Here is a 21715-nt window from a genome sequence, read left to right on the forward strand (position 1 = left end):
TTATTTTAGAACTAGTCAAATTTAATTCTTCTAAAAAGAAACTTTAAATTAAAATTTTCAAAAAATATATATTTAATTTACCTTTATAAGATTCTATCTTTCAAAATTGATATTCGGCAAAGGTTTTGGACGATTTTTATCATTGGCTAAATACCAACTAGTTCTGTACATCCATTCGGTCATTTTATGCAATTTGGCATAGTCTATGTTTTCTGCCTCATCCATAGGAGTATGATATTGGCTGTGCAAAACACTCGTAAAGAAAACACTTGGGATTCCTTTTCTTGCATAGGGCAAGTGATCAGATCTAAAAAAGAAAACTTCAGGATGTTCAGGCCTATCCCAAAGTTTATCCAATTCGAATTTTGGACCATCATCATTCGCTTGTTTTGCAATACGTACTAAATCTGAAGACGTTTCATGAGGCGATGTAGAACCTAATAATGCCGCTTGATTCACATTATTTCTACCTATCATGTCTCCGTTTAATACTGCAACTATTTCTTTTTCAGGAACTACAGGGTGTGAAGCATGCCAACGAGATCCTAGTAAGCCACGCTCTTCTGCACCATGAAACACAAACAAAATTGATCTTTTTCCTGGCTGTTTTTTATAGGCTCTTGCCATGGCTAACATGGCAACACAAGTACTAGCATTATCGTCTGCACCGTTATAAATAGAATCCTGATCGTATTTTTGTCGCACGCCATCATGATCTTGATGTCCACTAATTAAAACGAACTCCTTTTTTAAAACAGGATCTGTTCCTTCTATTTTGCCAATAACATTTACCGAAGGATATTGATAGGATGCTACATGAACTTCGGATTTTAAAAAATCTTTAGTGTTTTTGATAAAATCTAATTCTGAATTATGCAACCAAAAAACGGGCATAGCGGCAACTACCGCATCTCTAACACCAGTGATACCATATATACCACGAGACATCTGAGGCGTTACAGCATCCCAACTTTTCTCACCTTGTTCATCTGCAATAATAATTAAAGCGGATGCTCCTTTTTTTACTACAGTTTCATAAAACTTGTTGCGTACATAGCCTGGATACCGTCTTTCAAATAAAGAAATATCATTTAAAATACCATCTTGAGATGCTTGTATTGCCACAACTTTTCCTTTTAAATCTATACTCTCTAAATTTGATAAAGCAGTATTTTCTACAAAAAGAATTGGAGCATTGACCTTAGACGGATTGGTCTCTGAAATCAATACCTCTTTCCATAATTCATAACTTTTAGAACCAACAGTTACGAAAGTTGAAGGTGACACTTGATGCCGATGTAAATTGAAATATTGAAAAAATGTCCCATCGTCTCCTGCAGGTTTCATTCCAGCCTCCTTAGCTTTATTAGCCAACCACATAGAAACTTTAAGCTCATCTAAAGTTCCTGCCTCTCGTCCATTAAAATGATTCCCAGACATTTCAAACATATCAGTTCGCAAATCTTTAGTGGAAATTGCAGCAATTAAAGGTTTTTTTATTACTTGTGAAAAAACGCTATTTACTATAAAAATTGAAATCAAAAATGAGACACCTAATTTACTTTTCATCACTTAACTATTTATTCTCAAATGTAGAAAATTAACTTCTAATAGTTTGTCTTTTAACCTAAATTACAGTAAACATAATTTTTCTATTTATTCCAAATAATAGATTTTATAAATACTTTCGAAGTGATGTTTAGATAGAATAGTTTTTTAATGAAATTAATATCTTAAAGTTAGGAAAAAATTTAGCCTAAAATTGTAATTTAGCCTACTATGAAAAAACTAATCTATTTACTTGTGCTCTTTTATGCTGCACTTTTGTCTGCACAAGATAAAAAATGGAGCCTAACAAAGAGAGACACTATTGCCTTTCATGCAGATGCTTATATTGGTTTTGACTCTTTTGGCGCTCAATACTATATTAAAAATAATGTTTTTATCAAGAAGACAAAAACTCAAATTTGGCAATATAAAAACCTTTCTTTTGGTAAAATTTCGAATGTTGATATTCAAAACCCATTAAATATTGTTCTTTTTTACGAAGATTTTAATACTGTCATTCTACTTGACAATCAGCTCAACGAAACACAGCGAATTAATTTTTCAGAAAACTCAATTCCAATTCTAGCTACTGCTACAGGATTGGCTTTTGGCAACCGACTATGGATTTACAATAACTTATCGCAACAGATAGGCTTATTCGATTTCTTAAAATCAGAATATAAAATTATCACCACCCCTTTTAATGGTACTATAGTTTACTATTCGTCTGATTACAATACGTTTCAATGGATAGATGAGGAACAAAATTGGTATGAATGCTCTATTTTTGGGAAAGTGCGTCTCGTAGGAAAAGTTCCAGGATTTGATACTGTACAAGTACTATCCGATTCAGAATTAATTTTCAGAAAAGGGAATGCTTTGTATAATTACGCTTTAAATGGAAATAAATCTACTTTAATTGAATTTGATAAAAAAACCTTTGAAAAATTTTATTACAAAGACCAAATTTTATCTATTTTTACAGTCGAAGGAATTACGAATTATAAAATTACTATACCATAATGCACATAGCAATAGCGGGAAACATCGGAGCAGGAAAAACTACACTAACACGTTTATTAGCCAAACATTTCAAATGGGAACCGCATTTTGAAGACGTGGTCGACAATCCGTATTTGGATGATTTTTACCATCAAATGGAACGTTGGTCCTTTAACTTGCAAATTTATTTCTTAAACAGTCGTTTTCGTCAAGTATTACAAATAAGACAAAGTGGTAAAAAAATCATTCAAGATCGAACGATTTATGAAGATGCTCACATTTTCGCACCCAACCTGCATGCAATGGGTTTGATGACCAATCGTGATTTTCAGAATTATTCTTTATTATTTGAATTAATGGAAGGCTTAGTAGGCGCGCCTGATTTGTTGATATATCTTAGAAGTTCTATACCAAACTTAGTAGGACAAATTCACAAGCGTGGTCGAGAATATGAGAACACTATTTCCATAGATTATTTAAGTCGATTAAACGAACGATACGAAGCTTGGATCCATACTTACGATAAAGGCAAACTCCTCATTATTGATGTTGACCAACTGAATTTTGTAGACAACCCCGAAGATTTAGGAATGATTATCAATAAAATTGATGCAGAGATAAACGGTTTGTTTTAGAGATTAAAAAAATTACATGAAAATGCCCCGCTATTGCGAGGCATTTTAATTTTGAATCAAGACTTACTTTATTTCAAAGCATCCACTTTAGCTTTTACTTCAGCTTCTGTTCCTTCAAAATTTTGAGTGGCAGAAGCACCATTTACGGTTGTAGTAACAGTTGCTTTCGCTTTTCCGTCAGTATTTGTAATTTCAACTCTTACGGCTTTTTCTGAAATACTATTTTTTGGTGTTCCAATATATTTACCATCTTCACCATACATGGCCATACATTCTGCTTTTTGCTCAGGAGAACACCCATTTTCGTCACACATTTTAGCACACTCGTCTTTTGTCATTGTAGCACACTTAATCCTATCGCATCCTGTCTCTTTCTTCATTTCAGTAGCACAACAAGCTGCTTTAGTTGCAGTTGCTCCTTCATGGCTTCCACCTCCTAAAATTGGAGCGATAACCAATCCGATAAGACAAGTCAATTTAATCAAAATATTCATAGATGGTCCTGAAGTATCTTTAAACGGGTCTCCAACAGTATCTCCGGTTACCGCTGCTTTGTGAGCGTCTGAACCTTTATACGTCATTTCGCCATTAATCATAACTCCAGCTTCGAACGATTTTTTAGCATTATCCCAAGCACCACCAGCATTGTTTTGGAACACTGCCCAAAGCACCCCAGAAACAGTAACTCCAGCCATATAACCCCCTAACATTTCAGCAATTAATTGGTTGTTATCACCATAAACTAGTTTCCCTAAAAGTACAATTGCAATTGGAAAACCAATAGTCATGATACCTGGCAACATCATTTCACGCAAAGCTGCTTTTGTAGAAATCTCGACACATTTACCGTATTCTGGTTTTCCAGTTCCTTCCATAATTCCTGGAATTTCCTTAAACTGACGACGTACTTCGTATACCATATCCATGGCTGCTTTACCAACCGAGTTCATTGCTAAAGCGGAGAAAACTACAGGTATCATTCCACCTACAAATAACATTGCTAATACCGGCGCTTTAAAGATGTTAATTCCGTCAATTCCTGTAAAAGTTACATAGGCAGCGAACAAAGCCAATGATGTTAATGCTGCCGAAGCGATTGCAAAACCTTTTCCTGTTGCAGCTGTAGTGTTACCTACTGAATCTAAAATATCCGTTCTTGTTCTAACTTCTTTTGGTAATTCACTCATTTCAGCAATTCCACCAGCGTTGTCAGAAATTGGTCCGAAAGCATCAATCGCTAATTGCATAGCCGTAGTTGCCATCATTGCAGATGCTGCTAATGCTACACCATAAAATCCTGCTAAAGCATAAGAAGACCAAATTGCTGCAGCAAATAAAAGAACTGTAGGAAAAGTAGAAATCATTCCAGTTGCCAAACCGGCAATTACGTTTGTCCCCGCACCAGTGGAAGATTTTTGTACAATTGCCAAAACGGGTTTTGTCCCTAATCCTGTGTAATATTCGGTTACTGATGAAATAGCACCACCTACAACTAAACCTACAAGTGTAGCATAAAATACTCTCATAGATGAAATTTCTTGAGCTCCTTCACCAAAGAATTCCATTGTCATTACTGCTGGTAACATTAGGTTTACTAAAAAGTAACAAGCAATAGCTGTCAGTATTATAGATGCCCAGTTTCCGATGTTTAGAGCTTTTTGAACTTGCGCTTCTTTTGCATTATCATCTGATATTTTTACTAACATGGTTCCGATTATTGAGAATAAAATTCCGAAACCTGCAATTGCCATAGGCAATAAAATTGGACCTATTCCGCCAAAAGCGTCTTGAATGTTCCCACCCATATCTTTAATGACATAATTTCCAAGAACCATAGCAGCTAAAACTGTTGCTACATACGAACCAAATAAATCGGCACCCATTCCTGCAACATCACCTACGTTATCTCCAACGTTATCTGCAATTGTAGCTGGATTACGAGGGTCATCTTCAGGAATACCCGCTTCTACTTTACCTACAAGGTCAGCTCCAACATCGGCAGCTTTAGTATAAATACCACCACCTACTCTAGCAAATAAAGCAATAGATTCAGCTCCAAGTGAAAACCCGGCAAGAGTTTCTAGCACTACAGTCATATCTTCAGTAGAAGTCCAAGCGCCTTTCATAAATATTTGAAAGAAAACAATGAAGAAGCCTGTTAAACCAAGAACTGCTAAACCAGCAACTCCTAATCCCATTACGGTTCCACCGCCAAAAGAAACTTTCAAGGCTTGTGGTAAACTAGTACGAGCAGCTTGTGTAGTTCTTACATTGGTTTTTGTAGCAATTTTCATCCCCATATTTCCAGCTAATGCAGAAAAGAAGGCTCCAAAAATAAAAGCTACAACTATTAATATATCCGTTTGAACACCAGGGATAAAAGTGATACCCGCTAAAACAATACTTGCTAATAGCACAAATATAGCTAATAATCTGTATTCTGCTTTTAAGAAAGCCAGTGCTCCTTCGTAGATGTAATCTGAAATCTCTTTCATTTTACCGTCTCCAGCATCTTGTTTTAAAACCCAGCTTCTTTTAACTGCCATAAAAAGCAGTCCAATTATTGCCATAACTATTGGCACATAAATCATTAGTGATTCCATATTAAAATTGTTGTTTATTAAATAATAGGCTGCAAATGTAACAAAACAGAAATAAATAAAAAAGCAATATTCTTATTAGAATATTGCTTTTTGTATAAAAATTATACCAAAAAAATTATTTTATGCTAAATAAGCCTTCTGGCTTGTTTTCAATTTGATTGAAACGATCTGTACATTCTTGAATAATAGCAAAAGCTTCATCCAAATCTCCCCAACCTTCTACATCCACAATTTTGTTTTCTAGATCTTTATAGACTTGAAAAAAGTGTTCAATTTCTTTTAATAAATGTGGATTAATATCAGATAGATTTTCAAGTGAATTCCAAATAGGATCAGATACTGGGACACATATTATTTTTTCATCTGGTCCTTTATCATCTGCCATGTGGAAAACTCCTATTGGTTTTACCTCCATAACACAACCAGGGAAAGTAGGTTCGTTTATCAATACTAACACATCCAATGGATCGCCATCGAGAGCTAATGTTTCTGGAATAAATCCGTAATCTGCTGGATACATCATTGAAGAGAATAACATTCTATCGAAACGCATTCTGTTTATTGAAAAATCATATTCGTATTTATTCCTACTTCCTCTTGGAATTTCGATTAAAACATCGAACGATTTTAATTTTGCTGCAGTCATTTTATTCTTTTTTTATTTTGGGCAAAATTAAAGAAAGTGTGGGGTTTTACAATAAAAAACGAGGTTAATCTACTATTACGTTTTCGGCATATTCATTCGTAAAAAAGATTATTTAACCTAAAATGAATGTAGAAAAAACATTTAGCTAACTTTGAATAATTGTATATGAAGTAGCGTTTTTAAAAATAAAACCCAAATGAACCTTTTACAGAAAAGTTATTGGTTTGAGGCACATTTAAATAGCTTCCTCTCCAAGCAAAGTCAATTCGGAACACTTTAAATATATTGCCAATTCCAGCATTGTATTCCCAATAGACTTTTTCTGGCGCATTGTAAGGTAAACCAGATGCATTTATAGCGCGATTTGTATTTGATATGGTTCCGTAAACACTTTTAATTCCTATAATTTCTCTCCAATTGAGCTTTCGCATGAAGGGAATTCTAGAAAATAATCTTCCATTAAAATTATGATTCCATTGAAAAGTAGCATACTGATCGGAAACAAATTCATAAAAATTGAGGTTGTTAAAGGTATTTTCTATTATAAAATAGGTTTGATTTCCTGGAATAACACTCATTAATCCTAAAGGCACAGTTCCGAAAGTTTTACCTATTTCCATAATTAAATTGGTTCTCCCTAAAGGACCTATAATTATAGGTTGTTTGTAATACAACTGAATTTTATCGTATTTAAAATCACTATTTAAAACGCCTTTAAAACCATGACTATAATTTAAATACAATCTACTATACGGACTGTCAACATTTGCTCTCTCGACACCATATCCAATTGTTTTCCTTTTTGGAGTATATTCTATTTCAAAATTGGCTTCTGATTGCTTTACTTCACTTTTTGTTTCACCCAAAGGATTTGTAACGCTTGGTAAAGTGGTATAATAATCTAAACTAAAAGTGTTTGAAGCAGATTCTAATGTACGATAGGAAATTCCTGTTGAAAAAATCAAATTCTTGATAGGTTCTATTTCTATTGCAACATTAGTTAGGTTTATATTTGTAAGCTTTCCGTTTGCACCTGTTGTAAACAATGCCGATGAGGCAAAACTTCTTCCTAAAACATCATTTGTAGTAGTAAGACTTGCTCCTATTTGCTCAATATCTCTTCTGTTTCCTCCTGAAATAATGATTCTGTTTTTTTTATCGACCATCCATTTTCCTGAAACCCCGTATTTAAATTTATTGTCATCAAATCCATACGCAGTATAACCTTGCAAACGCCAAGTATCATTTGGTCCAAAATAGGTTCTTCCGCCCGCACGCAATCGAATTCCTTCCACTTCATTAAATCCAAAAGAGGAGAAAATAGGACCGTAATCGAAATTTCCAAACTGCACGTATCCACTTCCTAGTATAGAAACCAAATTATAAATTTGTTTGAATTTTTTTACGGTTTGCAAAGTATCTAACATTTTATATACTCCCAATTCGTCTTTACTTAAATCTTCGAATCGGTTTTCTTTCCAATAGTCATCTGATTTTTTATACACTTCATTATCAATAAAGTTTATTTCATCTTTATAAAAAGCAAGTGGTTTTTCTTTATTAAACTGATGGTTTTTGTAATATGTAGTTCGCTTTCCATAAACCCCTTTTGATTGTTCTTTTTTGTTTAATGCAAAATCGGACATCATATAATCTTTAGTCAATAAAAAAACAGAATCGTTCATGACCTCAAATTCCTGCTCAATATAGATATCTTTCACCCAGTTGATATTGGCACTTTTGGTAACTGCCATGTTAATTTTTTTGATTGCAAATGTGGTATCGCTAACCCAAAAATCACCTTTAAAAGTCAATTCGTTTTTTCGCCTTGGATAAAAAACAATATTATAACACCATTTATTATCGATGTAAGAACTGTCTTTCAGCACATAATTATAGGTATCAATACCCGTTCTAGAAAGCGGACTGGTAAAGCTTTTGTCAAAAAAAGTCAAGTAGTTGTTGTAAATATCAAAATCAGTATATAAATCTTTTACAAAAGCCAAAATATTCTGATTGCCCTCAAAACCTGATGTTTTATTGGCTTTTAATTTCTCTTTTCTTTTATTAAATTTATTATCACCGCTTACATCATACAAGGCTTCGTTAATAAAAATAGGCAAATAGGTTTTACCGGTAATTTTTGAAGTATCGACTTGATTGAAAATAAATTCCATGCCTTTAAAAATTTTATTTTTCATAAAAGCACTATCAATCGTATTCATATCGAACTCCACTTTTTCGTATTTATCAAATTGGTATTGATTGAATTGACGCAAGCCATTTTTGCGCTTTCTTTCCCAAATTTTTCTAAGAATATCAAGTGCAGGATTGTTTTTTTTAGAAGTTTTTCCTGTGAAAATAACGACCTCGTTAAGCTGTTGTCCGTCGCTTAATAGAATTTTAAAATTATAATTTACTGCTTTTGATAAAGGCACAATCTTAGTCTCAAAACCTACAAAAGAAACAATTAACGCTGCATATGTTTTTTCTGATTCGATGTAAAAACGACCATCTTCGTTAGTTACTGTTCCTTCATTAGATCCTTTAAAAACCACATTTGCATAAGGAACCGGCTGATTGGTATTGTCTACAACGATACCACTAACTTTAGTTTGAGCAAATAGTACGCTTGAAATTAGTACAAAAAACGATACAATTAATTTATTTTTCATCTGCAAAAAAAAACTTCATCAGTTGTACTATGATGAAGTTTCAAATATAGTTATTTTGAATTCTAGATTCCTAAGCCTTTTGTCCTGAATTTGTTAAATTTTAGGTAAAATAAACATCCTGAATCTATTTGTACAATACTTTTTTAACAGCTTTAATGACATCATTAGCATTAGGCAACCATTCTTTTAACAATGTTGGCGAATAGGGTGCTGGAGTATCTGCGGTAGTAATTCTTTGAATTGGTGCATCTAAGAAATCGAAAGCACGTTCTTGAACAATATAAGTTATCTCAGACGAAACACTAGCAAAAGGCCAAGCTTCTTCAAGAATTACCAATCTGTTTGTTTTTCTTACTGATGTTAATATCGCTTCATGATCCATAGGACGAACAGTTCTTAGGTCGATTATTTCGCATGAAATACCTTCTTTTTCTAATGCGTCTGCTGCAATAAAGGCTTCTTTAATTATTTTTCCAAATGAAACGATAGTTACATCTGTTCCTTCTCTTTTTACATCGGCAACACCAATTGGCAATATGTATTCGCCATCAGGAACTTCTCCTTTGTCACCATACATCTGCTCCGATTCCATGAAAATAACTGGGTCATTATCACGAATTGCTGCTTTTAATAAACCTTTAGCATCATAAACTGTTGATGGAACTATTACTTTTAAACCTGGTGTATTGGCAAACCAGTTTTCGAATGCTTGCGAGTGTGTTGCCCCTAATTGTCCTGCAGAAGCCGTTGGCCCACGAAAAACCATTGGCATAGGAAACTGACCAGCACTCATTTGACGCATTTTTGCAGCATTATTTATAATTTGATCGATACCAACCAAAGCAAAATTAAAAGTCATGTACTCTACAATTGGTCGGCAGCCGTTCATGGTAGAACCTACAGCAATACCAGCAAAACCTAGCTCTGCAATTGGAGTATCTATAACTCTTTTTGGTCCAAATTCTGCTAACATTCCTTTTGAAGCTTTGTAGGCACCATTGTATTCAGCAACTTCTTCACCCATTAAATATACGGTTTCATCACGTCGCATTTCTTCACTCATAGCTTCGCAAATGGCCTCTCTAAATTGTATCGTTCTCATAGTATAATGTATGTCTTTGTTTTTCGAAGAGCAAAAATAAATATTTTAAACCAGTTAAAAGCATAATTTTAGTTTAAAATAATTACCAGTATTGAATAATTGAATTATTTTCAATTACTGTTGACGCACTTCTTTTATATCGGATTATAATCAAAAACCTTCCAGTCTTTATTAGACAAATCTAAATAGTGATAATGCACAACATCATTCTTATCAAATTGTCCGTTTTTATTGGTGTCTTCAATGGTTCTGAAATACAGACGGTTTCTGGATTCTATTACATTCCAGTCTATCAATTCCTGAAAATCGACTGATACTTTAGTAAATCGTTTTCCTGAAATTTCACTTATATAAAGCGATTTGATATCATTTTCATCTAATTTTCCGTCTTTGTTGGTATCTAAATCGGCTAATGAATATACTAAAACCTGTTGCTTGGCTTTATCTGAAACCGATTTTAAATACATTACATTTTGAATAAGTATTGGTTTATCTGTTAATGAATGAATAGAATCAGAACCTATTTCTTGAAATTTTAAATTTTGCAAATAACCTGTAATTTCATATTCGCTGTAATTTGAAACCTTTAGACTTAAGTCATTTGCGCTCGAAGTGGAATCGTATTTTATTTTTGCATTGGCTCCGCTAACACTAATGTCGGCTACTGGATGCAATAAATAATTTGTGCCTTGCATTTGAATAGGCAAATCGGCAATTTTTATTTGAGTCGAATCTGTTTTTGGTTGCTCCTTTTGCTTCGTTGAATTCTCGTAAATCACTTTTGGTTTTTCAACCTCTTCTTTGCATCCTATTAAAAAAACAAGCACAAATAGCATGCAGAATATTGAACTATTTTTCATTTCAAAAAAAATTAAATATTTTAAAATACAAATGTATTACAATCGCACCGACAATTTAACATTAAATACACGAGTGGTTAAATAATTTGGAATGGCATATTGACTTTTAGTGTAAGCGTCTCTAACCCATGTATTGGTAATGGCATTCTGATTGTTGAACATATTAAAAATTTCAAATCCTAAAGACAAATCTTTGAATCTTTTCATCCAATGACCCTCTGGCCGTAAATTGTTTTTTTCAGTAAAAACATACGAAAATCCAAGATCGGCTCTACGATAATCTCTTAAACGATTGATATAATCATAAGGATCGGCATACGATGGTGAACCACCTGGTAAACCTGTATTATACACTAAATTCAAATATACTTTTACACTTGGAATGTTAGGCATATAGTCCTGAAATAGGATGGCAAATTTAAGTCTTTGATCTGTTGGTCTAGGAATATCTCCTCTATTATCAATGTTTTCTTTAGTTTTTAGATAGCCAAAACTGAACCAAGATTCTGTTCCGGGAACGAACTCACCGTTTAGTCGCATATCAAATCCTTGTGCATAAGCTGTAGCGTTATTTGTGGCAGCATAACGTATTCTGACATTGTCAATAGTATACGGATTTACATCAGTTAACGATTTGTAGTAGGCCTCGGTAACCATTTTGAAAGGGCGCTTCCACATTTTAAAACTATAATCATTACTCAAAACAACATGTATAGATTGCTGCGCTTTTACATTAGGATTGACTTCACCTTGAGCATCTCGTAACTCTCTATAAAACGGTGGCTGATGATAAAAACCGCCAGAAAGTCTAAAGACCATGTCTTTTTTCCAATCGGGTTTTAAGGCAAATTGGGATCTTGGACTTACTGTTATTTGGCTGTTTCCGTCTAAACCATCACCAGATACTTGCCATTGATGCATTCTAACTCCTGCATTATACCAAACATCGGCACTCCCTATTTTATCTTTTAGACTCCACTGTGCATAGCCTGAAAAACGGTTAATGGTTACAAAATTTTTAGCTCTTACATTTTGAAAAGGCACCAAAGGCCCAACATAAGGTTCATACGGTTGATTGTTTGCAGGCAATTTTATTCCTTTTGGGAATTTTGGTGGGTTTATTGAAAATCCCGCAGAATCAATAACTTCCCATTCTATAATTCGGTCGCGAATATCTTCTCGAGTATATTTAATTCCCCATTCTATTTGATGTTTCTTTACAGTTTGAAAACCTTTAACTTCAGTATTAACAATTAAAGCGTCTAAGTCGTTTCTAGCGTGATTCAACTGACTACCAATAGCTCTACTAAAGGTAACGTTTCCGAAATTTTCTCCACCAATATTTCCGTCTACTTCGCCTAAAGAATAGGCAGCATTAATGTCAAAATATTCCTGTTCTAAGGTGTGATACCCAGATCCAATAAACTTTAAAATAAAATTTTCATTGACGGTAAAAGTAGATTTTAGTGCGCCAAAATAAGTATCGTATTTGCTCTTTTCTTGCCCTTGATAAAACACCAACAATGCTATAGGGTCGTTTATTGTACCAAAATTCGTTTGGCGTGTTAGCGGTTGATTGTTGTACTTATTTTGTGAAATATTTCCTAAAAAACTCCATTGCCATTTTGTAGAAGCGGTATAATTAATATTCGTTTGAACGTCAGCAAATGTAGGTCTGAAATTAGTTTCAGTTTCCTGACTGTTTACTAAAAGGCTATTATCTCTATAACGAACTCCTGTTAAGGCAGACCATTTTTGATTTTTAGAAACAGCATCAACCGATAAACTTCCGCCCAGAAAACTAGCTTCGGCAGTAGCACCAAATTTTGTAGGCCGCCTGTACGTAATATCTAGAACCGAAGATAATTTGTCTCCAAATTTAGCTTGAAAACCACCTCCTGAGAAGTCTACATTTTGAACCAAATCAGTATTGGTAAAACTTAGTCCTTCTTGTTGCCCTGACCGAATTAAAAATGGCCTGTACACTTCAATCTCGTTAACATATACTAAATTCTCATCATAATTTCCCCCTCGAACTGCATATTGCGTACTCAATTCATTGTTTGAATATACTCCTGGCAAAGTTTTTAAAATATTTTCAATTCCAGCATTTGCTCCAGGAATTCTTCTAATAACTTCAGGTTCTATGTTTGTAATTCCTTGAACACGCTTTTTATTATTCACGATAACGACCTCACCCATTTGCTCGGCTTTGTTATTCATGGTAACATTAAACTCATAATCTTCATTAGTTTTTAATTGCAGTGTCACTGTAGTTTTTTGAAGAGAAACATGACTAAAAATGATACTGATTTTCTGGTTGGCTGGAATACTAATTTCATAAAAACCATTTGCATTTGTTTTAGCCGATTTATTCTGAGCATTTATATTTACGTTTTCTACTGGATTGTTGTTTTCGTCAAGAATAATCCCTTTAACTCTGGCGTTTTGAGCATAACTATATATTCCTAAGAAGAAGAAAAAGAGTATAATTAAAAATGATTTCGTTTTCAAATGCTATATTTTTATTTTTTTTGAGTTCTAAAAAATTGCGTTTCAAAGATAGTAGAATTTCCTACATTATCTGTAACCTCAACTTTTAAGTCGTTTTTTCCATCGGCTACAATTCCATCATCAAAATAATGAGTGATAGAGTTAGTTTTATTTTCATATTCAAATAAAATCCATTTTCCATTAAGATACCCTTTATATGATTTTATACCTGACAAAGCATCTCTAATGGAGAGTTGAATCGTTTTTTGACTTGTTAACCATTTGCCTTGTATTGGCTTTGCAATACTTATCTTTGGTGCGATGGTGTCTTTAGCTAAAACAAACTGCCCTAATTTCTTTGTATAAGTAGTAAACGTATTTTCTTTCCTTTTAGTGGCGTTGTAACTTAATTTTTTTTCTTTTATTGATGCAATAAAGGTTTTATCGTCGTTAAATTTAGCATTACCAATCATTGTTACTAAAAAAGAATTGTTTACGGGAACCAAATCATTATGAACAGTCATAGTTGAATCGTTAACCTCAAAGTCTAAATAAAAATCATCATAAAAAGTTCCTGCCGGAAAAAAAACAGAACCATTGTCTTTTTCGAAATTTGAATCAGTTTTGGCTCGAACAAAGTATTTAGTCTTAACAATTTCTTCCTGAATGGTTGCTTCGACAGTTGAATATTGAATAGGGACAGAAACAAGAGTTGTATTTCCGTAAAAATCCGAAAGCTCAATACGGTATAAATTAGTAAAATTATTTGATACATTTATAATTCCGTTTTCAAAATCGGGATGTAAAATACTTAACGGAAATGGATTTTTCATAAACAATTTTTGCACTTTTTGCTTGGTTTTTCTGTACCTGTAAAAATCTATAAAAGCATTGATATGTTTAGTTTCGTCAAACGAAAAAGTATCAAATTGACACCCAAAAGATGGACTGCCATTTAAAAAAGTTTGCACTTTATAAAGACCGTATTTATCATACGAAAAATCAAATACATCATGAGCTTGAATACCAAAACCAATTCTACCTTTTGCTGTAATGGCTTGCGAAACATAGGTTCCGTTGGGTTGCAACGACAAATTTACAGTAACTGATCGCTTTGATTGATTGACCACACTATTTTCATCTAGAGGATAAACAATAAGACTAGAAATTTGTGGCTTTTTAGTATCTTTCATAAAACTATCAAACCCAAAAAAATACGGATTAATCACTTTTTCAGATTTTGTATCTCGAAATTCAAAATGCAAATGAGGTCCTTCTGAACTTCCTGTATTTCCAGAAAGCGCAATAATTTCTCCTTTAGTCACTAGTATTTCATTGGGTTTCGGAAAAATTTCAATTTCATACGATTGTTCTTGATAATGTGTTTTTTTAATTAACTCTTCTATTTTTCCAACTCCCTTTTGAAGATGTCCGTAAACGGAAGTGTAGCCATTAGGATGATCTATATAAATTGTTTTCCCATTTCCAAAAGTGGATATTTTAATTCTAGACACATAACCGTCGGCAACAGCATAGATATTAAAACCCTCTTTCTGCATGGTTCTAAAATCGAATCCTGCATGAAAATGATTAGGTCTTATTTCTCCAAAATTTCCGGCAAGTTTCATAGGAATATCAAGAGGTGACCTAAAATAATCTTTTGGATAGTTGCTTTGAGCAAAAATTACCGTGGTAGAAAATAACAAAAAATATAAAAATTTCATGAAAATGCTTTTTTGCTAATATAAAAAAAAGCCAATACATTTACTGCATATTTACAAAGTTATAACTAGCTATTTTTCAAAATATTACAATAAAATATTTTGTCAAAACTAAAATTTTAGGAAAAGTATTGGTTTAATTCAATAGGAATGTTAACTTTGTTGAGATAAGTAATGAACTTAAAATTATAATGAGTGAGATTGTAGAAATTATTGATACTCTTGAAGGAAAGCTTAAAAAACTATTAGCAAAAATAGATTATTTAGAACAAAATTCACTAGAGTTAAATCAGGAATTAAAAAAAGCTACAACTATTATACAAAATCAATCTAATGAAATTGATACCTTGAAAAAGAATTGTGAAACACTCAAAATAGCCAATTCATTACTAGGCAGTGACGAAAACAAAAGAGATACAAAGCTTAAAATAAATTCATTAATTCGTGAAATTGATTACTGTATAGCACAGCTATCAGACTAGTACATTATTATGGACGAAAAGCTTAAAATTAAATTATCAATTGCAGACAGAGTCTATCCACTAACGGTAGAAATGTCTCAAGAAGAAGGATTACGAAGTGCTTCAAAAAAAATTGATGTTATGATTAAGCAGTTTGAAGAAAATTATGCAGTTCGTGATAAACAAGATGTTTTGGCCATGTGTGCCTTGCAATTTGCCTCACAATTAGAACAAAAGCAAATTGATAATTCAATTGACGGAAAAGAGACCATAGAGAGAATTAGCAAAATTAATGACTTATTGAGTCGTTATCTCGACAAGTAATACGTTCTTTACATAGACTAAAATACTGCCTACATTAGTTCATATATGGTAAACTCAACACTAACAAATTAGAATGAGCAAATCATCGTTACTATAGCAAGCCGTTTCAATACGGAAGCTTGAACAACGAGTTAGCTCAAAACTTGTCTTTTCGAGTTTATTCATTCACCTAATGTAGGTTTTTTTATATATAAATTTTAACAAACAATGGACAGTACACTAGTAATAATTATTTCAGGAATTGCAGGAATTGCAGGCGGTTTTATCATATCCAAATTCATCGAAAAAAGCAATGTTTCTAATCTTATCAAAAACGCTAAAAAGGAAGCCGCATCGATTTTAAAAGACGCTAATCTTGAAGCTGAAAACACTAAGAAAGATAAAATTCTTCAAGCTAAAGAAAAATTTATCGAACTCAAGTCAGAACATGAGCAAGTCATTCTTTCTCGCGACAAAAAAATGGCTGAAGTAGAAAAAAGAATCCGTGACAAAGAATCTTTGGTATCAAATGAATTGGCAAAAGCTAAAAAAATCAATGACGATTATGAAGCTAAAACTAATGAATACAATAGTAAAATTGAAATATTAGAGAGAAAGCAACATGAAGTAGAGCGTATGCACAAAAGCCAATTGAATCAGCTGGAAGTGCTTTCTGGACTATCTGCCGAAGAAGCCAAAGAACAACTCATGGAAGGTTTAAAAGGCGAGGCTAAAGCTCAAGCGATGTCTCACATTCAAGACACTATTGAGGAAGCTAAACTTACTGCCCAACAAGAAGCGAAAAAAATCATAATCAATACCATACAAAGAGTTGGTACTGAAGAAGCCGTAGAAAATTGCGTGTCGGTATTTAATATCGAATCTGATGATGTAAAAGGTAGAATTATTGGTCGTGAAGGACGAAACATTCGTGCGCTTGAAGCAGCAACTGGCGTAGAAATCATTGTAGACGATACTCCAGAGGCAATTATTCTTTCTTGTTTTGACCCTGTTCGTAGAGAAATTGCTCGTTTATCACTTCACAAATTAGTAACTGACGGAAGAATTCACCCTGCTCGAATTGAAGAAGTAGTAGCTAAAACTACCAAACAAATTGATGATGAAATCATAGAAGTTGGTAAAAGAACTGTAATCGATTTAGGAATTCATGCTTTGCATCCTGAATTAATTAAGGTGGTTGGAAGAATGAAATACCGTTCTTCTTACGGTCAAAACTTATTGCAACACTCGCGCGAAGTTTCAAAGCTTTGCGGAATTATGGCCGCCGAATTGGGATTGAACGTAAAATTGGCAAAAAGAGCTGGTTTACTCCACGATATTGGTAAAGTGCCTGATGCTGAAAGCGATTTACCTCACGCTTTATTGGGAATGCAATGGGCTGAAAAATATGGCGAAAAAGAAGAGGTTTGTAATGCTATTGGAGCTCACCACGACGAAATAGAAATGAAATCATTGTTATCGCCAATCGTTCAAGTTTGTGATGCAATTTCAGGAGCAAGACCAGGAGCAAGACGTCAAGTTTTAGATTCTTATATTCAACGTTTGAAAGATTTAGAAGAAGTAGCTTATGGCTTCACAGGAGTAAAGAATGCTTATGCTATTCAGGCTGGAAGAGAATTGCGTGTCATTGTAGAAAGTGAAAAAGTTTCAGATGAAAATGCTTCAAACCTGTCTTTTGAAATTTCTCAAAAAATTCAAACAGAAATGACCTATCCGGGTCAAGTAAAAGTGACAGTTATTAGAGAAACGAGGGCGGTAAATATTGCTAAATAAAAATTCAATAATAACAATAATACAACATTTAAAAAGCCTCTAAAATTTAGGGGCTTTTCTTTTTAAAATATCTTACACAAATCCTGAGCTGTCATTGGCTTAAAAAAGAAATCCTTAATTTGATCTTGATATTCTTTTGCTTTATTTATATCAGAAACACTATCAGAGGAGCTTACAAGATAAATTGTAGTATTTTTATCTACTGTATTATTAGTTTTTTTAAGTTCGTCTAAAAACTGCCATCCGTCCATTATTGGCATGTTTATATCTAAGAGAATTAAATCGGGCAAACTTGTACCTAACTTAATTTTCCCTTTAATTTCTTCTATAGCCTCAAGACCATTCAAATAAAAGGAAGGTTTTACATCTATATTATTTTTAGTCAATAATTTCTTAATTATAAAATGATATACTTTATCATCGTCTACAACAAAAACATCTTTAAATTTACTCATTAAAACAAATATTAAAAGTTGTTCCTACTCCTACTTCACTTTTTACCGATACACTACCACCCATTGCCTCTATCTGATTCTTGGTTATAAACAGACCAATGCCTCTAGAATCTTTATGATTATGAAATGTTTTATACATACCAAATAGTTTTTTACCGTGGCGCTCTAGATTTATTCCTAAACCATTATCACTAATATTCAATACTTTTTTATCCTCATTAGTAGTAATTGAATAACTTATTATGGGAACTCTCTCAGGATGCGAATATCTTATTGCATTAGTTGTAAGATTAAGTAAAATACTTTCTAGATAAGCTGGGTTGTATGTTAATGTTTCGTTTTCTGAAATAGAGTTATTTATTATCACTTTATTTTTAGAAATTTCATCTGCTAAAATATCTAATGTTTTTGCTAAGAATTCATTTAAATTTAAGTTCTCTTTTTTATTAACTAACACCGTTTGTATTTCTACCAGTTCTTTTAAATGGTCTATGGTTTGTGTCAAAGCATTTGATGAAGACCTCAGATAGCTAAGGTTTTCAGATATGTTTTCTAAACCGTTGTCCTCTTCAATAATATTTAAAAGCATTTGAATATTTCCAGAATGAGATCGGAGATTATGAGATACAATATGTGCAAAATTTAATAATCTGCTATTTTGCTCTTCAACAATTTGAAGCGTACGTATTAAGTTTTCTTCTTTTTCTTTTTGAATAGAAATATCAGAATGTGTTCCAATTATTCGCAAGGGTAAATTATTTTCATCTCTTTCGATAATTTTTCCACGGCTTAATATCCATTTGTATTCTCCATTTTTTGTTAACATTCTTTGGGAGTTTTCATAATAGGGTGTTTCTTCATCTATATGATCTTGAACATCTTTAAAGTACCTTACTTTATCATCAGAATGTATTTTACTGTCCCAGAAAAAAATAGAATCCACTGTATCAATTGCGTCATATCCTAAAATTTTCATGGTTTGTGAAGAATAGAAAACCGTTTTATTTCTAACATCATAATCCCAAATTCCTTCAGAAGAAGCTTCTAGAGCAAACAAATAACGCTGTTCTGAAAGTTTAATTTCTTTTTCTTGTTCTTTATAGATTGTAATGTCAGTAATCTTACCATAAAAATTAATATCCCCATTATCTTCTTGTTCTACCGAAGCGACACCTTTAAACCATCTGATACCTTTAGAAGGAATTTTAGCTCTAAACTCATGTTCCCATGTTTTTAATTCTAATTTAGCTTTATAGACTCTAGCTATAAAAGCTTTAAAATCCTCTGGAATAATTCTACTTTTTAAGCTATCAAAAGCTGTCATGCTCTTTTCTTCACTTTTTAAATCAAAATGTGTAATGACCGATTTACTTAAAAAAGGAAAAAATATAGTTCCCTCTTTTGTAAATGTAAATTGAAAAATTAAATCAGGAGATTGGAATAACAGTTTCTTATAAAAGCTATTCTTTTCTTCCAGTAATTTCAGGTTTGAATGGTTTTTGGTTTTCATAATTGTATCATAAATTTGTATATAGCAAAACTTGATTCACTATTTGCTATTACCATTTAACACAAGTCAAACTTAATAATTAATATCGTTAAAATACAAATAAATACGATAAAATACATAAAATTATCAATATTGTAAGTTTATTATTATAATAATTAGGGTGTGTGAATTTTATTTTCGAGGATGAAATGTATTCATAATCTGAGTTAAATGCGTTCTGTCTAAATGCACATAAATTTCAGTTGTAGTTATAGATTCGTGTCCGAGCATTAATTGAATAGAACGCAAATCGGCACCATTCTCAAGAAGATGTGTTGCAAATGAATGCCTAAAAGTGTGTGGACTAATTGTTTTATTAAGACCAATCTTTACAGTCAAATCCTTTATTATTGTAAAAATCATTGCTCTAGTTAATTGCCGTCCCCGTCTATTTAAGAATAAAGTATCTTCATGTCCTTTTTGAATATGGAGATGCACTCGAACAAGATTATGGTAATCTAAAATAATCTTTTGTGTAGTACTTCCTATCGGAACAAATCGTTGTTTGTTGCCTTTTCCTGTAATTTTAACAAAGCCTTCCTCAAAAAATAAATCTGATATTTTTAATGCAACTAACTCTGACACTCTAAGTCCGCAACTGTACAAGGTTTCTAGAATCGCCCGATTGCGTTCACCTTCGGGAGTACTTAAATCAATCGCATCAATGATAGCGTCAATTTCAGCAAGAGACAATGTATCAGGCAATTTACGACCAATACGGGGTGATTCGATTAAAGTTAAAGGATTATCAGTACGATAATCTTCAAAAATTAAATAAGAAAAAAAACTTTTTAATCCAGAGATAATTCTCCCCTGCGAACGCGGATTCACTTCTTTAGAAACACTGTAAACAAATTGTTGGAGTGTTTCTTCTGTTATCTTTACAGGAGATATTTCAATGTGATTAGCCTCCAAAAAAAGGATAAGTCGTTCTATATCAAACGTATAATTATCAATAGTGTTTTTTGATAATCCCCGTTCTATTTTAAGATAGGATTGATAACTTTTTATATAGGTTTGCCAATTCATGATGCAAAGTAACGCTATTTTGGAGCAAAAAAAAACCTCTCAAATTGAGAGGTTTTAATTTAATTTGAAACATATTAAAAGTGTAACGTCAAGTTCATAGAAGCTGAAGTTACGTTACCTAAGTTAATGTTTGAAGAAGATTTACTAACTTCAACTTCAGGCACACCTGTAGCTGAATACTTTGAAGCACCGTTTGACGCGATTCGCAAACCATAGTTGTACTGTGCACCAATAGCTATTTTTGGGAATAAGAAATATTCAGCACCAATGAAACCATTTACCCCTAAGTTAATAGATGTCCCTGCATTAAAAATTTGTTTAGGAGCTCCATCTTCAGTCCATTTTGTAGAAGTAAAACCTACTAATGCATCAGCACCATAGAAACCTTGTAATCTCGTAGAGCCTCTTCTCCATTCTTTACCAACACCTGCAGTAAGATTAAATGTTGATGCTTTATATGCACCAAAAGCATATCCTGAAACTACGCCGCCTGGATTGTTATTGCTTCCAAAACCTAAATTAGCCACTACTCTATAAGCGCTTTTAGCGTCAATGAATTTTTTCCCAACGAAAGAATTAGGTGTAGCATTTGCAACTGTTGGTGCAGTGTTAGCTAAACTACCATTAAAGGCATTCCCTACATAGTTGAAAACACCAGTAGCGTTAAAGCTAATTGCCCAATCACCAGCTTCAGGCAAATAGTTTTCACCTTTTTTAGATTTTAAATCCTGAGCATTTGCAAAACTAAATGCAAAAACAGCAGCAGCTGTTAAAATAATTTTTTTCATAATAAATTTTGTTTAAAGTTTATATATCAAAAGTATTGATTATTAAATCTT

The 21715-nt window shown here is 32.9% G+C and carries 17 protein-coding genes and 1 other RNA gene; 6 read left to right on the forward strand and 12 right to left on the reverse strand.

What is annotated here, in order from left to right:
- Window positions 1–93 precede the first annotated feature (93 nt).
- Window positions 94–1569, reverse strand: a complete 1476-nt coding sequence (locus ACFQ0S_RS08100) for a M28 family peptidase (RefSeq protein ID WP_379758965.1) — start codon at window positions 1567–1569, stop codon at window positions 94–96.
- Window positions 1570–1779: 210 nt separating this feature from the next.
- Here ACFQ0S_RS08100 and ACFQ0S_RS08105 point away from each other — a divergent pair, with 210 nt between their 5' ends.
- Entirely contained in the window at window positions 1780–2571 is a 792-nt protein-coding gene (locus tag ACFQ0S_RS08105) for a hypothetical protein (protein WP_379758968.1), read from the forward strand.
- The gene (locus tag ACFQ0S_RS08110; RefSeq protein ID WP_379758971.1) at window positions 2571–3185 is read left to right on the forward strand and encodes a deoxynucleoside kinase; all 615 of its coding nucleotides are present in this window, start codon (window positions 2571–2573) and stop codon (window positions 3183–3185) included. The genes ACFQ0S_RS08105 and ACFQ0S_RS08110 overlap by 1 nt, the downstream gene beginning before the upstream one ends.
- 68 nt (window positions 3186–3253) lie before the next feature.
- Here ACFQ0S_RS08110 and ACFQ0S_RS08115 read toward each other — a convergent pair whose 3' ends face one another.
- From ACFQ0S_RS08115 to ACFQ0S_RS08145, 7 genes are all read right to left on the reverse strand, one after another.
- The gene (locus tag ACFQ0S_RS08115; RefSeq protein ID WP_379758974.1) at window positions 3254–5788 is read right to left on the reverse strand and encodes a sodium-translocating pyrophosphatase; all 2535 of its coding nucleotides are present in this window, start codon (window positions 5786–5788) and stop codon (window positions 3254–3256) included.
- A 115-nt stretch (window positions 5789–5903) separates the two neighbouring features.
- Complete coding sequence (locus tag ACFQ0S_RS08120) at window positions 5904–6434, reverse strand: inorganic diphosphatase (protein WP_379758977.1); 531 nt, start codon at window positions 6432–6434, stop codon at window positions 5904–5906.
- 179 nt (window positions 6435–6613) lie between these two features.
- The gene (locus ACFQ0S_RS08125; protein ID WP_379758980.1) at window positions 6614–9109 is read right to left on the reverse strand and encodes a DUF5686 and carboxypeptidase-like regulatory domain-containing protein; all 2496 of its coding nucleotides are present in this window, start codon (window positions 9107–9109) and stop codon (window positions 6614–6616) included.
- Between the two features lie 124 nt (window positions 9110–9233).
- A complete protein-coding gene (locus ACFQ0S_RS08130) occupies window positions 9234–10211 on the reverse strand; it encodes a pyruvate dehydrogenase complex E1 component subunit beta (RefSeq protein ID WP_379758982.1) in 978 nt (325 codons plus the stop codon).
- A gap of 134 nt (window positions 10212–10345) precedes the next feature.
- Window positions 10346–11071 carry a hypothetical protein gene (locus ACFQ0S_RS08135; protein ID WP_379758985.1) on the reverse strand — a complete coding sequence of 242 codons (726 nt, stop codon included), beginning with the start codon at window positions 11069–11071 and terminating at the stop codon, window positions 10346–10348.
- A 36-nt stretch (window positions 11072–11107) separates the two neighbouring features.
- Window positions 11108–13585 carry a TonB-dependent receptor gene (locus ACFQ0S_RS08140; RefSeq protein ID WP_379758988.1) on the reverse strand — a complete coding sequence of 826 codons (2478 nt, stop codon included), beginning with the start codon at window positions 13583–13585 and terminating at the stop codon, window positions 11108–11110.
- An 11-nt stretch (window positions 13586–13596) separates the two neighbouring features.
- Window positions 13597–15288: a M23 family metallopeptidase gene (locus tag ACFQ0S_RS08145; RefSeq protein ID WP_379758991.1), complete on the reverse strand. Its 1692-nt coding sequence runs from the start codon at window positions 15286–15288 to the stop codon at window positions 13597–13599.
- Window positions 15289–15476: 188 nt separating this feature from the next.
- Between ACFQ0S_RS08145 and ACFQ0S_RS08150 the strand changes: the two genes are divergently transcribed.
- The 4 genes from ACFQ0S_RS08150 (at window position 15477) to rny (ending at window position 17843) form a co-directional block, all read left to right on the forward strand.
- Window positions 15477–15767 (forward strand): hypothetical protein, encoded by a 291-nt coding sequence (locus ACFQ0S_RS08150; RefSeq protein WP_379758994.1) that lies wholly within the window; start codon window positions 15477–15479, stop codon window positions 15765–15767.
- A gap of 9 nt (window positions 15768–15776) precedes the next feature.
- Window positions 15777–16070 (forward strand): cell division protein ZapA, encoded by a 294-nt coding sequence (locus tag ACFQ0S_RS08155; protein ID WP_379758997.1) that lies wholly within the window; start codon window positions 15777–15779, stop codon window positions 16068–16070.
- Between the two features lie 52 nt (window positions 16071–16122).
- A non-coding RNA gene (ssrS, locus tag ACFQ0S_RS08160) (6S RNA) lies at window positions 16123–16229 on the forward strand.
- Between the two features lie 48 nt (window positions 16230–16277).
- Window positions 16278–17843: a ribonuclease Y gene (gene rny / locus ACFQ0S_RS08165; protein ID WP_379759000.1), complete on the forward strand. Its 1566-nt coding sequence runs from the start codon at window positions 16278–16280 to the stop codon at window positions 17841–17843.
- 62 nt (window positions 17844–17905) lie between these two features.
- On the opposite strand, the gene ACFQ0S_RS08170 is transcribed toward rny, so the two are convergent.
- The 4 genes from ACFQ0S_RS08170 to ACFQ0S_RS08185 all read right to left on the reverse strand — a co-directional run bounded on the left by ACFQ0S_RS08170 (window position 17906) and on the right by ACFQ0S_RS08185 (window position 21664).
- Entirely contained in the window at window positions 17906–18298 is a 393-nt protein-coding gene (locus ACFQ0S_RS08170; RefSeq protein WP_379759003.1) for a response regulator, read from the reverse strand.
- On the reverse strand, window positions 18291–19808 hold the full coding sequence (locus ACFQ0S_RS08175) for a PAS domain-containing protein (protein ID WP_379759006.1): 1518 nt from the start codon (window positions 19806–19808) through the stop codon (window positions 18291–18293). The genes ACFQ0S_RS08170 and ACFQ0S_RS08175 overlap by 8 nt, the downstream gene beginning before the upstream one ends.
- Before the next feature lie 171 nt (window positions 19809–19979).
- On the reverse strand, window positions 19980–20876 hold the full coding sequence (gene xerD / locus ACFQ0S_RS08180) for a site-specific tyrosine recombinase XerD (RefSeq protein WP_379759009.1): 897 nt from the start codon (window positions 20874–20876) through the stop codon (window positions 19980–19982).
- Window positions 20877–20950: 74 nt separating this feature from the next.
- Window positions 20951–21664 (reverse strand): hypothetical protein, encoded by a 714-nt coding sequence (locus ACFQ0S_RS08185; RefSeq protein WP_379759012.1) that lies wholly within the window; start codon window positions 21662–21664, stop codon window positions 20951–20953.
- Between the last annotated feature and the right edge of the window lie 51 nt (window positions 21665–21715).

Source organism: Flavobacterium myungsuense (assembly GCF_042677265.1).
Taxonomy (GTDB): domain Bacteria; phylum Bacteroidota; class Bacteroidia; order Flavobacteriales; family Flavobacteriaceae; genus Flavobacterium; species Flavobacterium myungsuense.

Coding starts and splice junctions, on each gene's coding strand:
- ACFQ0S_RS08175 (WP_379759006.1), bottom strand. CDS start 19,808: ATGAAAACCAAAAACCATTCAAACCTGAAATTACTGGAAGAAAAGAAT.
- ACFQ0S_RS08115 (WP_379758974.1), bottom strand. CDS start 5,788: ATGGAATCACTAATGATTTATGTGCCAATAGTTATGGCAATAATTGGA.
- ACFQ0S_RS08110 (WP_379758971.1), top strand. CDS start 2,571: ATGCACATAGCAATAGCGGGAAACATCGGAGCAGGAAAAACTACACTA.
- xerD (WP_379759009.1), bottom strand. CDS start 20,876: ATGAATTGGCAAACCTATATAAAAAGTTATCAATCCTATCTTAAAATA.
- ACFQ0S_RS08135 (WP_379758985.1), bottom strand. CDS start 11,071: ATGAAAAATAGTTCAATATTCTGCATGCTATTTGTGCTTGTTTTTTTA.
- ACFQ0S_RS08130 (WP_379758982.1), bottom strand. CDS start 10,211: ATGAGAACGATACAATTTAGAGAGGCCATTTGCGAAGCTATGAGTGAA.
- ACFQ0S_RS08125 (WP_379758980.1), bottom strand. CDS start 9,109: ATGAAAAATAAATTAATTGTATCGTTTTTTGTACTAATTTCAAGCGTA.
- ACFQ0S_RS08145 (WP_379758991.1), bottom strand. CDS start 15,288: ATGAAATTTTTATATTTTTTGTTATTTTCTACCACGGTAATTTTTGCT.
- ACFQ0S_RS08120 (WP_379758977.1), bottom strand. CDS start 6,434: ATGACTGCAGCAAAATTAAAATCGTTCGATGTTTTAATCGAAATTCCA.
- ACFQ0S_RS08100 (WP_379758965.1), bottom strand. CDS start 1,569: ATGAAAAGTAAATTAGGTGTCTCATTTTTGATTTCAATTTTTATAGTA.
- ACFQ0S_RS08155 (WP_379758997.1), top strand. CDS start 15,777: ATGGACGAAAAGCTTAAAATTAAATTATCAATTGCAGACAGAGTCTAT.
- ACFQ0S_RS08170 (WP_379759003.1), bottom strand. CDS start 18,298: ATGAGTAAATTTAAAGATGTTTTTGTTGTAGACGATGATAAAGTATAT.
- ACFQ0S_RS08150 (WP_379758994.1), top strand. CDS start 15,477: ATGAGTGAGATTGTAGAAATTATTGATACTCTTGAAGGAAAGCTTAAA.
- rny (WP_379759000.1), top strand. CDS start 16,278: ATGGACAGTACACTAGTAATAATTATTTCAGGAATTGCAGGAATTGCA.
- ACFQ0S_RS08105 (WP_379758968.1), top strand. CDS start 1,780: ATGAAAAAACTAATCTATTTACTTGTGCTCTTTTATGCTGCACTTTTG.
- ACFQ0S_RS08185 (WP_379759012.1), bottom strand. CDS start 21,664: ATGAAAAAAATTATTTTAACAGCTGCTGCTGTTTTTGCATTTAGTTTT.